Origin of the sequence: Blautia hansenii DSM 20583, assembly GCF_002222595.2 — a bacterium.
GTDB lineage: Bacteria > Bacillota > Clostridia > Lachnospirales > Lachnospiraceae > Blautia > Blautia hansenii.
This window is the reverse complement of record NZ_CP022413.2, coordinates 304,849-317,943: the sequence shown is the minus strand read 5'-3', so window position 1 is coordinate 317,943 and position 13,095 is coordinate 304,849. Positions and strand designations below refer to the sequence as shown.

The following is a 13,095-nucleotide window of genomic DNA, read 5'->3' as shown; positions in this document are numbered from 1 at the left end:
AGCTGGCGGCTCTGCCCTGCGGGTGACAGCAGTGACGGTGGTGACAGTGATTTTAGGATACCCTGCCGCTGTCATCCCTACGGGAGAACACCCCGTAAACGCAAAATGCAGGCGTGAGATTTACTCGCCCTTTTCGGTCGTGTAAAACCACCCCTGCGGTCAGAAAAATCATTCCGATTTTTCCGACTGCGTTTACAGGGTGTAACACACTACACTTTGCCCTGCAAAGTCGTGTGCCAGACGTTCCCTCTGGACTCCCTTAAGGCAGGGCTGTGCCCTGCTATCCTACGCCTTACGGCTTCGGATAAAAGAATGGCGGCATGACGGTGACGGCTCTTGCGAGGGGGGTATCCCAAAAACACCGTCATCATCGACATGACCGTCATGCAGGGGGTGAGGGTGACAGTTGCGGCAGTCGGCAGGGGGTATCCCAAAACTGCTGTCACCACCGTCACCGCTGTCACCCCAAAGGACGGTCACCCGCCGAAAGAAAGGAGGAATCCGCCTATGCCTTATGCAATCCTGCGTTTCCAGAAACGAAAAGCGGGCGGCGTTGCGGCTTGTGAACGCCACAACGAGCGGAAGAAAGAAGCCTACAAAAGCAACCCAGATATAGATATGGAACGCTCTAAAAACAATTACCATCTCATAGCACCACCAAAGTACACCTACAAGAAAGAGATTAACCGCATGGTAGCCGAAGCGGGGTGCAGGACAAGGAAAGACAGCGTGATGATGGTGGAAACGCTCATCACAGCTTCACCAGAATTTATGAACCAGTTACCGCCCGAAGAACAAAAAGCGTATTTCCAGACGGCTCTTGACTTCATTTCGGAGCGTGTTGGAAAGCAGAATATCCTCTCCGCTGTCGTCCATATGGACGAGAGAACGCCCCATATGCACCTCTGCTTTGTGCCGATTACGCCAGACAATAAGCTGTCAGCGAAAGCTATCTTAGGCAACCAGAAATCATTATCCGAGTGGCAGACCGCCTACCATGAGCGGATGTCCTCACGGTGGAATCAGCTTGAACGGGGGCAGTCCTCAATGGAAACCAAGCGGAAACACGTCCCCACATGGCTCTATAAATTAGGCGGCAGGCTTGATAAACAGTATGAAGAAATCGTGTCTGCCCTATCCGACATCAACGCCTTTAACGCAGGGAAGAAAAGGGATAAAGCGTTAGATTTACTCTCTGCATGGCTGCCAGACGTGGAGAAATTCTCTAAGGAAATCGGGAAACAGCAGGCGTATATCGACAGTTTGAAAGAGAGAATTGGGCAGGAATCAGACTATGCGGGGCGTATGCGTGATGAAAAGTACGAGCAGGAACTAAAGGTGCAGAAAGCGAATCAGAAGATATTTGAATTGCAGAGAACCAACGAGCAGATGGGGCGGCTGCTGTCAAAAATACCGCCCGAAGTGTTGGAAGAATTGCAGAAAAATCATAGAAGCAGAGCGAAAGAAAGGTAGATATGTGAATGAAGAAACAGGATTTTAAGGTGTTAAAGACCAAAGACTTGTACCCGTTCCCCGACAATCCGTTTCATGTGGCAGAAGATGAAACACTGTCAGAGTTAGCGGAAAGCATCAAGGAATTTGGCATTGTCACGCCGATAATCACACGCCCGAAAGAGGACGGGGACGGTTATGAAGTGATTGCAGGACAGCGGCGTGTCCGTGCTTCTGAACTTGCAGGGATAAATACCGTGCCTGCGTTTGTCCTGCCCTTAGACCGTGACCGAGCCATCATCACCCTTGTAGACAGCAATTTGCAGCGTGAGAATATCCTGCCATCGGAGCGGGCGTTTGCTTACAAGATGAAATCCGAAGCCATGAAGCGGCAGGGTTTCCGCACAGACTTAACCTCGTCACAAGTTGTGACGAAGTTGCGGACGGACGACAAGGTGGCACAGGGCTTCGGCGTGGGCAGGATGACCGTGCAGCGTTTTATCCGCCTGACGGAACTGATACCGCCGATTTTGCAGATGGTGGACGAGGGGAAAATCGCCCTCACGCCTGCGGTGGAACTGTCCTTCTTGAAGAAAGACGAGCAGGAAAACCTCTTTGCCACGATGGAGAGCGAAGAAGCAACGCCCTCACTCTCACAGGCACAGCGGATGAAACAGTTAAGCCAGAGCGGGCGGCTTGACATGGATACGATATTTGCGATTATGACGGAGGAAAAGGGCAACCAGAAAGAAACCTTGAAAATCAACACAAGCAAGCTGAAAAAATACTTTCCGAAGAACACAACGCCGAAGCAGATGGAGGAAACCATCATCAAACTTTTGGAGCGTGAGTTGCAGAGGAAACGCAACCGTGACAGCCGCTAATCTTCTTTTTTCGGGAAGTAAATACAGAGAGTTGAGGTATGGAGAATGAGAGAAATCCAGTATGAAATCGTAAAGGAAATCGCAGTATTGTCTACGGGCGACAGTGGCTACACAAAGGAAATCAATCTCATTTCATGGAATGGGAAAGAGCCGAAGTATGACATCCGCAGCTTTTCCCCGAACCGTGAAAAGTGCGGCAAGGGAATCACGCTGAACGCTGATGAAGCGGCGGCACTCCTTAAAGCATTACAGAAAGAATTAAACAGCGAGGATTAATGGTATCTGATTGGCAGGGCGGGGACATTTCCAAACTCTTCCCTGCCCTGTCTGGAAAGGAAGATTTAAGTATGGGCGAGGATAAGAAAGCAGATAAAAAGAGAAAGCGTATCGTGCCAAAAGCACCAGTGCAGATGATAATCAGCCGTGAATATGTCGGCACACAGACCGTTACAGAAGCGTTTGTCCCGATTATCTCCGAGGATATTCGGAAGAAGATTGCCGAGGGCGACACCTTCGACAATGAGGGGCTGTCCGCTTAGAATGTACGCAATGGGACATGAAAACAGATAGGACAGATACGGAGGTTTTACAGTATGGCAGGAATCAAAGAAGAAAAGAAAATCTATTTAGTCGGCATTTATTGCCGCTTATCTAAAGACGATGGTACGGATAACGAGAGTGCGAGCATTGCGACACAGAAATCCATCCTCACGGATTATGTGAAAAAGCAGGGATGGCACATAGCAAAAACGTATGTGGACGATGGTTATTCTGGTACAAATTTCCAAAGACCAAGTTTCCAGAATATGATAAAAGACATTGAAAGCGGTCTGATAAACTGCGTGATTACGAAAGATTTATCCCGTCTGGGGAGAAACTATCTTGATTGTGGGTTATATCTGGAAGTTTTCTTCCCAGAGCATAACGTGAGGTATATAGCGGTCAATGACGGCGTAGATACCTTGAATAAATCTGCTATGGACATCACGCCTTTCCGCAACATTTTAAACGAAATGTATGCCGCTGACATATCTGTTAAGATAAAATCGGCATATCGGGCGAGGTTTCAACAGGGGAAATTCATGGGAACTACCGCCCCTTATGGCTATATCAAAGACCCTGCCGACCACAACCATCTGCTGATAGATGATAAAGTGGCACATGTTGTAAAAGAGATATTCGACCTTGCATTAAAAGGGAATGGAGTTGCCAAAATTTGCAGACATCTTAATAAACAGCATATCCTACGCCCTGCCGCTTATGCGGCGGAGCGTGGCGAAACAGGCTTTGAACGTCATTTTGAGGGGAACGAGGACAAACGCTATATTTGGAGTGGGAACAGCGTGAGGAGCATTTTAAGAAGCCCGATATATGCGGGAAATCTTGTAGGCTACAAACGGATTGCCGCCAATATGAAAAGCAAGAAACGCCCCTCTAAGCTGCCCGAAGAATGGGAAGTGATACCCAATACCCATGAGGGAATAGTCACGCAGGAGGAATTTGATATTGTCCAACAGCTTATTACAAGTCGTAGGCTTCCACAGAACAAGGGAGGATTTGTAAATATTTTTGCAGGCGTTATCAAGTGTGTGGACTGCGGATGTGCTCTGCGGGCAATGAACGTACACAGGAGGAAACGCCCAGAGATTATCGACTGTGTACAGTATTCATGTAATAATTATGCAAGAAACGGAAGAAGCGAGTGTAGTGCCCACAATATAGAAGCAAGGGATTTATTCAATGCCGTTCTTGCCGACATCAACTGTTTTGCGGATATGGCAGTGAATGATGAAAAGGCGGTCAGGGCCATAGAAAAGCGGCTCACGGAAACAGACCAGAGCAGGGCGAAAGCATTAGAGAAAGAACGTAAGAAGCTGAACAAACGCCTTGCGGAACTGGACAGGCTGTTTTCCTCTCTCTACGAGGATAAGGTCATGGAGCGTATTACCGAGCGGAATTTTGAGATGATGTCGGGGAAATACCAGAAAGAGCAGCTTGAAATTGAAGCAAGGCTGAAAGAGGTGACGGAAACTCTTAATGAAAGCTACGAGAAATCACGGGGAATCCGTGACTTCCTCGCCCTTATCCGAAATTATCAAGGCTTAAAAGAACTGGATGCAACAGTTATAAACGCACTCATAGACAAGATACTTGTTTCGGAGCGTGAGAAGATGGCAGACGGAACAGTGAAGCAGGAAATCAAGATTTACTATAAATTCATCGGCTTTGTCGATGAATTACATATCATACCTACAAAACGGTGGGCAGCAATGCCCGCTAAAAATTGTACGGTGTGCGGCGTTGAATATGTCCCGGGCTCTGGTGCATCAAGGTATTGTCCTGCTTGTGCCAAGAAGATACGGAGGGAGAAATCAAACGAGAGCAAACGCAGGAGCAGAGAACAGAAAAGGATAGCATGTATGAACTGTCCGCAAAAAATGACCGACTGATAACGCACCGATGGAGCGCTTTTATAACACACTAAAAAATGAACTGATATATCCTAATCATTTTTATGATGCAGCCAGCTTAGATGAAGCACTAAACCGATATGTGTACGTATGGTACAATCATGTCCGTCCTCATTCCTACAATGATTGGAAAACACCATTTGAAGCTCGATATGCCGGGTGAATTTTCGAACAAAGTGTTACAAAAATGCTTGACCACTACATTCCCTTTACAGTATTTCCTGCCAAAAACCAAACTAAAGAAAAAAGCATCCATATAATTACCAAAATTATAATTCCTTTGTTACTCATATACTTCCTCCTCCATAAATTCAAATTTGTCACCTTCTACATATTGTATTTCCCAAGACAATAATTATCACAACATCAGCTAAAATAATACCCAATGCAATATACACAAAAAATGCCGGTAAAATATTTTCAAACACCCCCATAATTAATAGAAGAATTGCTATAACAGACATTCCAATTCCCATTGTTCTGCATAGCTTTTTTTCATTATATTTTGCCTTTTCTTCTTTTGAAGCTGTATTATATCCGGAAATTAACCAACTTCCATGTCCAGAAATCAAAACTATGGAAAGTACAGCAAATATTATAAATCCAACATATACTACCCAGTCTGGTCCAGTTGATAAGTCTGCCAGTTTCATTTGTATAACACCTCCCACCAAATTTCGATGTTGTTAAAGTCCACAAGTCGAAAATTCTGCATTACTCATCATCCTTAATCATATATAACAAATTATTATATTCTTGGTCCTATGTCAAGATTTAGTACAAGTTAAAATGAGGTTTTCCTCATCTTAACCTGCCAGCTGCAATTCATCTTGCTGAAGCCTACGATACAGCTCTTCATAATCGTTTGGTGACATATAATCACAGTGACTATGAATTCGTTTCGTATTGTAGAATGCTTCCAAAATGCAGTTAAAGGATTTTTGCGCCCTAAAATACATACAGAAACTAGAAAATACAAATCTCCCGAAGAAGTTCAAGTATTAAAAATACTGATTTCTACGGGAGATTCATATTTTAAGATTTAGAGCCTAAAAATCGGTATTAACCGATAGCCCCATGATTTGAGAAGTTTTTCCTTCCTAGGACGCTTCAAGATTATCTTTATACAATAAACAATCTCATGAATATAGTTTATTATTCCGTCACAACTAGATACCAGGATGTTCCACTTTCACTTAAATTTGTTTGCTGACACCACTCACCATCTGCTGAAGAATTATTTCTAACGCCTAAATACAATCCACTCAATCGATTTTTTAAAGCATATGAACCATCATCCTTTTCAATCACTTCCCACATCTGGTTCCATCCTTGATTATATTCATACTGTATAATAGATGCCCCCACCTGCGTGGACATAGAATTCACATCCAAAACAAGACCACTGTTCTTGTTCTTTATAATATAATAGTTTCCATCTACCTGCTCAAATATCCATTTTTGGCTGTTCCATCCACCATACGTATATTGTTCTATACTCGCATTGTTATCCTGGGACCCCTGACATACGTTAAGTGCTTTCTGACTATTCACGTTATAAAACTCATATGAGCACTCATTTGATAAGAATGTCGTACCCGTTTTGAAAGCATTTAAAGCATCTGTAAATCTAAGTGTATTTGAAGAAACTTCTTCAGTCGCACCTAATGTGTAACCATCTGGTAAATACTGTGAATTTGCTTCTGGTTCCCAATAGAAAACGCCAATGCCTTTATTTCCAGGCACAGTATTCAAGGCATTTATTTCTTTACGAAGCAGTTCATAGGTTTTAGCTGCATCAGTTTCCACCTCGCCAGTTTCACAAATCATTACTTCTTTCTCGTATTTTGTTGCCATATTGTATAGATTTACTGCAACATTTTCAATCTCATCTCCACCTGTCCAATACGGGTAGTAGGAAAGTCCTACTACATCGGTTTTTCCTCCGCATTTTGTAATAAAATTACTAAAAAACCATTCAAAATGTAAAATACCACTTCCATGTGTCAAATGTGTAACTACTTTTGAATTCGGGCTTACAGCCTTCACTGCATCATATCCACTATTTAAAAATGCCGTAAGTTGCTCGAAATCACCCGTTTGATTACTTCCATAGGGATATAGAACACCATAGCTCACTTCGTTGCCAACCTGCACCCATTCAGGAGTTATTCCATTTTCTCCCAAAAAATTCATTATATAGTATGTATAATCATATACATATTTTTCAATTTCTTTTGCTGAAGCCCCCGACCATTGTTCAGGTATATCCTGGCATAAAGGATCTGCAAAATGGTCACTATAATGAAATACAAGCATGATTTTCATACCTAGATTTTTGGCTCTTTGCGCAGTATATAACAACCCTTGAGTATCACAATATCCCAAAAGACATGTTGTTCCATCAGGTTTTGTCCAAACAAAATCTGTCTCCGGATTTACAAAAACCCTTAATCGAACCGCATTAATGCCTTTATTCTTTAACACAGACAACGCATCATCGACATTTCCGTCCTCATTCAAATATTGTATCCCCTGATTTTCCATTTGACTTAACCACCCAATATCCGCACCGTATACAATATCATTATCTTGCTGATTTGATGCATGAGTTGTTACCGGCAAAACCATTACTGCTAAAAGCGCACTCATTACTAATGAAACTATTTTCTTATATAGCTTTTTCATGCCGCTACCTCACTTCTATTTTTCTTACTACATCTTCGCATCCATTTGCTGAAATTGTTACTGTAATGATTCCAGATTCATGTCCGGCTCTTACACATGCCATCGCATCTCCATCAAATGTATTACAACATCTGTCAAAATAATCTTCTTCATTAGACGGATTACTACTTCCAAGACCTTGTAATTTACCTGCACCATCAACAGATACCGTAATCTGTTTTATTTCTTGCTGGTTCGTTTTTCCACTTTCATCACAAAGCGTAATGTTCAGATAACACAGATCTTGTCCATTGGCAGTAAGCACTTTTTTATCCATTTTCACATCAAGAGTTGTTGATTTCTTAGCTGTTTCCAATGAATATCGTCCCCGTTCCATTCCATTCACATAGTCAATTGCCATCAATGTTCCTGCTTGATACGGCACGGTAAATTCAGCCATATATTGGTTTTCTTTTCCAGCTTTTTTTCTCCCCAGACTCTCATCGTTCAGAAAGAGTTCTACTTCTTCTGCGTCAGAATAGACATCGACACTTGCAGAAGTACCTTCGTATCCAGTCCACGTCCAGCTGGAAATATTATCTTTAAACATCCACGGAGTTTTCGATGGAGTCTGTCCATTACGATCAACTCGTTCAACCGCAATATATGGTTCATGCCTTAATCCATATACAACTTCACGATAATAACTGATTGGTCTTCGTACCCCTGTAATTGTGATATCCCCAATATATGCCAGACGATCCGGATAGACACTGCCAAAATTCTTTGTTCCATCGTAATAAAAAATACCACAGCCTGCTTCTCCGAGATAATCATATCCTGTCCAGGTAAAATCTCCTATAATATGAGAATAATCCTCTACCAATGTCCACAATCTGAATATATCTGCTGGAAATGTTTCCGTTCCCACTACCGCTTTATTCGGATGTAGCTGTGCCTCTAACACATGGCGTCCTGTCATGTAATTTAATCCTACAATATCTGTCGCATCACTTACTCCTGCAATAGCTTCTGATAATTTAGGATGTGCTGCAAATGCGTCTCCTGCCTCACCAGACATGAACTCCATGATTCCATTGAGTGCATTGCTTCCCATGGATTGCCCTTGATTGTCACCGCTATTCCCTTCATCTTTTCGTTTAATCAATGGAGCCACATCTCTCATAATTTCAAATAGTCTGGCTCCTGCCGCATTTAACCCATTCACGCCACAAGTCGTAAATCGTGTATCATCTAGTTCATGTAGTTTCTTACAAAGCATCCGGCTGATTTCAACTCCACGCGTTGTTCCGAGCTCGGATATTTCATTTCCGATGGAATAGATTGCTACACACGGATGGTTATAGTCCTTGTTTACCATTCTGGTCGTAACTTTTTCCCATTCATCTAAGAAATGTAAGGCAAAATCATGGCTGTTTTTATGAACCGTCCACATATCAAACAGTTCATCCATAACGATAATCCCCATTTCATCACAGATATCCAGCATTGCCTTGCTGATTGGATGATGAGAACTTCTAATACTGTTAAATCCTGCTTCTTTGATAATACGAATCTTTCTTCGTTCCGCATCATATATCGTTGCTGCACCAATAATTCCATTATCATGATGCAAACAAGTTCCCCGCAGATTCAATGACTTTCCATTTAGGCAGAACCCGTGTTTTCCATCTACATAAATGGTTCTGATTCCAAAATGTTCCTTCTGTTTATCAAGAATTTCTCCATTCTTCAAAAGAGTAACTTCTATTTGATAGAGATTTGGATATTCTGTATCCCATAAGTGTGGATGTTCAATCTCCACATTCCATGTGAACTGTTTTAGTCCACATTCCTCATCTGTGATTTCTTTCTTACAACTACAAATTACTGCTCCTTCATAATAAATATCCACTTGAGCTTCATCTGCTCTGGAATCTTCGGAGATGTTTTCTATCTGAACAGCTAATTCCAACCTTGCCATTTTTTCATCTGCAGATATCGTTGTAATTTTCACACCTTCCGGCGGAATATAAGTGGATCCTCCAAGATATAGATTGACATCTCGATAAATTCCACTTCCAGAATACCATCTGGAGTTTTCTTCTGCTGAGTTATCTGCAATGACTTTAATCTGGTTCATCTGTCCGTAATTCAAATATGGTTTCAAATCCACAAAGAATCCTGAGTATCCATACAGGTTTGTAGCCGCCAATGCCCCATTCACATATACCATTGCTGTTTCATATATCCCCTCAAATTCCAGAATAGCAGCTCTGTTTTCCCATTCTTCTGGCACATCAATGTCTTTAAAGTATGTATAAATTCCACCTGGATAAAATCCTGTCTGGCTTCCATTCTTTGTCTCTTTGGTACGTTTCTCATAAATCATTGCATCATGCGGTAAGGTCACAACCTCCGGTGCCTTTCCAGACATCTCCATGATTTTCAATGAGGAAACCACCCCTTTACAGAATTTCCAATTATCTAGTAACTTTATTTTTTCCATAACACACTGCTCCTATACATTCTGATGTTCTTCATCCCATTTCTGATTTGCTTTTTCTACATCAAGTCTGGAAAGTAAATATGTAATCAGCACACCGATGAGAACCGGAATGATCAGATATATCCATAAAATCATATTTGTCGCTCCTGCTGTCTGAACAGCGGCATCATTTACAAATCCGCCCACTGCTAATAACCAGCCCACTGCAGCTGTACCGATTCCACCACCGATTTTAACACCGAGAGAAGAACAAGAGTACATCGTTCCTTCCATGCGAATTCCAGTTGTTCTTGTTGTGTAAGCACTGGCCTCTGCAATAAACGCATTCAATGAGCCACTGAGGAATCCTGCAAATACGCCTTTTACGAAAAGAATAATGAGAAAAAGTGTGATATTTTTCGTTACTGCAGCATAAATCAGTGGAATGCCAAGTACACAACTGATGCCATATGCCCATGTATTTACCTTCTGCATATTACCGACTTTTTTAATAATGAACGGTGCAATAATTAATGCAAAGATTACCGGAAACATTTTCATCATATTTAGTAATCCATAAATTCCTTCATTTCCAAGATAATATGTTGCAAAGAAAACACCTGATCCTGTAACAAGATTGCTCATAATATAATACACAATGTAAATAGCAACAATCATCAGATAATATTTATTTTTCAAAAGGACTTTAATTGTATCCAGAAAACTTAATTTATCTTCAGCTGATTTTCCGTCCTCTTTCACAGTTACTTCCTCATCCGGAAGTTCTTTCACAGCAAGAACACTGATGGTATTTACAACAAGTGCAATTATTGCAAATACAATAGCAACCATTCTCCATCCATTTGCACCACCACCAAAAGCACTTACTGCAGAAGTTACTGCAAATCCTAATACAATATTTGTTACAACTGCAAACATGAAACGGAATGAACCAAGTTGAACTCTTTCATTTGGGTTTTTTGTAATCAATGCAGTCAATGATGAATATGCAATACCATTCGCTGTATAAAAAATTGCATTTAAACAGGTATAAAATACGAAGAAATATGCATACTGTGCAGTTCTTCCCATTCCTGCCGGAACTGAGAAAAGCAGTGCCAAACAACCTGATACACCAATTTGTGCATATAACATCCACGGTCTGGCTTTTCCCATTTTAGAATGTGTTCGGTCAATTATATTCCCAAAGAACACATCTGTAACTCCGTCCACACACTTGGATACCAACATCAATGTACCAATCACAGCACTATTCATTCCCATTACACTTGTAAGATACAACAACAAAAAGCTGGAAACTAATCCATAACTACAGTTTGATGCAAGATCACCAGATCCATAAGCTAACTTTTGATAAAACTTTAAATATTTTTTTTGCGAAGCATTCTCTCCCATTGTAACTTCCTCCTTAAATGTTATGCCCATTTTGCCGGCTCATGAGCTCTCTATATGATATGTTTCAATCATATCGTAATTATTATTCGTCAACAATATCATTTATTGGTGGAATATGATATACTTTGTAACATATCTGGGAATCGAGGTGCTTATATGCCGAAAATATCATTTAATAAAGATTATAAAAATGCATTAACTATCTATGGAAGAGAAAGTCATTTTAATCAATATTATCATTTAGAAACACCATTTAGTTTCGTATTAGAGACCTATTATAAGGATGAAGTAAATGAATATATCAGTTTGACTAATTTTACCCCGACTGACATTAAACACACAATTGTTCCAAACATCAGCACAATCTTCACAAGTCAAAATCGAGTGTTACATCAACATGATTTCTATGAATTCATGTATGTTTTAGACGGGACTGTAACAAACTCTATTGAAAATACTATCCGTATCTATCCCAAAGGTTCAGGATGTATCGTTAACCGAAATTTGAGACATGCCGAAAGATTTGATGGAAACTTCCGTGTATTTTTTCTCAATCTATCCAAGGAATATATCACTAAGATGATAAAAGAGACGCACAATCTCTATTTTGCAGAAGAACAGGAGATACTGGACAGTCCAATCTTAAAATTCTTGCAAGAAAGTGAAAATAATGATGTTCTGTCTAACAAGCAATTCCTTGATATATTTCCGGTACAAGGAAATGATTTTGCACATCGCTGTATGTATAAAAACGGAGAAAGCATCTCAAAAACTATGCTTTCTCCTACCTTTGGGAGTTCCCATCTGATTGACGGATATATTTGCAATATTTTAGGACTTATATGTGATACAACAGCTTTTCACACAACTCATGTGAAATTAGATTACAACAACGACTTTTTAATTTTTTCCAGAGCAACCCATATGATAGAAGATTCCAACGGATTGATTTCACGTAGTGAACTAGAAACAAAATTGCATTATAGCGGAGATTATATCAATCGGATTATCAAAAAATACAGCAATTTAAACTTATCTAGTTATTGTATGAACTATCGCTTAACGAAGGCCATTGATCTGCTCAAAGAAACGGATCTCTCGATTTCTGAGATTGCATTTCAGCTTGGCTTTAAAAACCGTACCCATTTTTATAAACAGTTCAAAAATCACTATGGAATGATGCCAAGTTCGTTTCGTAATCAAAAATAAATCTTATATCGTTTTATTATTGAAAATCACACTACTCTATGGGACGTATGGCTGCCCCGGTTATGGCTTGCCGGATAAACTCGGCTTCCACCGTATATCCGATCAGGGCAGGCTTGGTTTCATACCTTTGCAAACTGCTCATCCAGATCTTTCTCATCTGCATTGCATTTCAAAAATGTACGAAATTCCGATTTACCTATTTCTTTATATTTCTATTATAACAGTTCTCTATATCCGCTACAATGAAAGCATAGTTAGCTAGAACAAACTATTCATTTATCCATCTACAACAACTCACATCATTGCTACATGACATATCACTCTTCCGGGCGGGAAAGAAATCCACATCACATAGGCAATCAATATATTATATTCTAAGTACCGTGAGTTATATTATTGCAAACCTCCATTTCACCACTCAATTTTGACTCGGATACCGATACTCATCATCAAAATCATCATGGTATTTCTCATTTTTTCGTAGGACAAAAGTCAGCGAAACCCTTGT

At 40.7% G+C, this 13,095-nt stretch carries 11 protein-coding genes and 1 pseudogene; 7 read left to right on the top strand and 5 right to left on the bottom strand.

The window, feature by feature from the left end:
* Positions 1-507 precede the first annotated feature (507 nt).
* From mobV to CGC63_RS01530, 6 genes and pseudogenes are all read left to right on the top strand, one after another.
* The gene (gene mobV, locus CGC63_RS01555) at positions 508-1,473 is read left to right on the top strand and encodes a MobV family relaxase (RefSeq protein ID WP_001820668.1); all 966 of its coding nucleotides are present in this window, start codon (positions 508-510) and stop codon (positions 1,471-1,473) included.
* Between the two features lie 8 nt (positions 1,474-1,481).
* A complete protein-coding gene (locus CGC63_RS01550) occupies positions 1,482-2,336 on the top strand; it encodes a ParB/RepB/Spo0J family partition protein (RefSeq protein WP_000743700.1) in 855 nt (284 codons plus the stop codon).
* Between the two features lie 45 nt (positions 2,337-2,381).
* Positions 2,382-2,612, top strand: a complete 231-nt coding sequence (locus CGC63_RS01545; protein ID WP_001206986.1) for a YdbC family protein — start codon at positions 2,382-2,384, stop codon at positions 2,610-2,612.
* A gap of 71 nt (positions 2,613-2,683) precedes the next feature.
* Positions 2,684-2,875, top strand: coding sequence for a hypothetical protein (locus CGC63_RS01540; protein WP_001820669.1), 192 nt, complete (start codon positions 2,684-2,686; stop codon positions 2,873-2,875).
* A 54-nt stretch (positions 2,876-2,929) separates the two neighbouring features.
* Complete coding sequence (locus CGC63_RS01535) at positions 2,930-4,786, top strand: recombinase family protein (protein WP_001820670.1); 1,857 nt, start codon at positions 2,930-2,932, stop codon at positions 4,784-4,786.
* Positions 4,779-4,970 (top strand): annotated as a pseudogene (locus tag CGC63_RS01530) (integrase core domain-containing protein); the annotation flags it as partial. The gene CGC63_RS01535 and the pseudogene CGC63_RS01530, both read left to right, overlap by 8 nt.
* Before the next feature lie 157 nt (positions 4,971-5,127).
* Here the strand turns inward: CGC63_RS01530 and CGC63_RS01525 are convergent.
* The 5 genes from CGC63_RS01525 to CGC63_RS01505 all read right to left on the bottom strand — a co-directional run bounded on the left by CGC63_RS01525 (position 5,128) and on the right by CGC63_RS01505 (position 11,378).
* The gene (locus CGC63_RS01525; RefSeq protein WP_015542405.1) at positions 5,128-5,460 is read right to left on the bottom strand and encodes a DUF3784 domain-containing protein; all 333 of its coding nucleotides are present in this window, start codon (positions 5,458-5,460) and stop codon (positions 5,128-5,130) included.
* 153 nt (positions 5,461-5,613) lie between these two features.
* Entirely contained in the window at positions 5,614-5,766 is a 153-nt protein-coding gene (locus CGC63_RS01520; RefSeq protein WP_004223555.1) for a hypothetical protein, read from the bottom strand.
* A 196-nt stretch (positions 5,767-5,962) separates the two neighbouring features.
* Complete coding sequence (locus CGC63_RS01515) at positions 5,963-7,495, bottom strand: glycosyl hydrolase 53 family protein (protein ID WP_004223558.1); 1,533 nt, start codon at positions 7,493-7,495, stop codon at positions 5,963-5,965.
* Positions 7,496-7,499: 4 nt separating this feature from the next.
* Positions 7,500-9,983: a glycoside hydrolase family 2 protein gene (locus CGC63_RS01510; RefSeq protein WP_004223561.1), complete on the bottom strand. Its 2,484-nt coding sequence runs from the start codon at positions 9,981-9,983 to the stop codon at positions 7,500-7,502.
* A gap of 12 nt (positions 9,984-9,995) precedes the next feature.
* Positions 9,996-11,378 (bottom strand): MFS transporter, encoded by a 1,383-nt coding sequence (locus tag CGC63_RS01505; RefSeq protein ID WP_040351280.1) that lies wholly within the window; start codon positions 11,376-11,378, stop codon positions 9,996-9,998.
* Between the two features lie 156 nt (positions 11,379-11,534).
* Here CGC63_RS01505 and CGC63_RS01500 point away from each other — a divergent pair, with 156 nt between their 5' ends.
* Positions 11,535-12,587 carry a helix-turn-helix domain-containing protein gene (locus CGC63_RS01500; RefSeq protein WP_052530472.1) on the top strand — a complete coding sequence of 351 codons (1,053 nt, stop codon included), beginning with the start codon at positions 11,535-11,537 and terminating at the stop codon, positions 12,585-12,587.
* The last annotated feature ends 508 nt before the right edge of the window (positions 12,588-13,095 follow it).

Coding starts and splice junctions, on each gene's coding strand:
- CGC63_RS01525 (WP_015542405.1), bottom strand. CDS start 5,460: ATGAAACTGGCAGACTTATCAACTGGACCAGACTGGGTAGTATATGTT.
- CGC63_RS01545 (WP_001206986.1), top strand. CDS start 2,382: ATGAGAGAAATCCAGTATGAAATCGTAAAGGAAATCGCAGTATTGTCT.
- CGC63_RS01515 (WP_004223558.1), bottom strand. CDS start 7,495: ATGAAAAAGCTATATAAGAAAATAGTTTCATTAGTAATGAGTGCGCTT.
- CGC63_RS01540 (WP_001820669.1), top strand. CDS start 2,684: ATGGGCGAGGATAAGAAAGCAGATAAAAAGAGAAAGCGTATCGTGCCA.
- CGC63_RS01500 (WP_052530472.1), top strand. CDS start 11,535: ATGCCGAAAATATCATTTAATAAAGATTATAAAAATGCATTAACTATC.
- CGC63_RS01505 (WP_040351280.1), bottom strand. CDS start 11,378: ATGGGAGAGAATGCTTCGCAAAAAAAATATTTAAAGTTTTATCAAAAG.
- CGC63_RS01510 (WP_004223561.1), bottom strand. CDS start 9,983: ATGGAAAAAATAAAGTTACTAGATAATTGGAAATTCTGTAAAGGGGTG.
- mobV (WP_001820668.1), top strand. CDS start 508: ATGCCTTATGCAATCCTGCGTTTCCAGAAACGAAAAGCGGGCGGCGTT.
- CGC63_RS01550 (WP_000743700.1), top strand. CDS start 1,482: ATGAAGAAACAGGATTTTAAGGTGTTAAAGACCAAAGACTTGTACCCG.
- CGC63_RS01535 (WP_001820670.1), top strand. CDS start 2,930: ATGGCAGGAATCAAAGAAGAAAAGAAAATCTATTTAGTCGGCATTTAT.
- CGC63_RS01520 (WP_004223555.1), bottom strand. CDS start 5,766: ATGTATTTTAGGGCGCAAAAATCCTTTAACTGCATTTTGGAAGCATTC.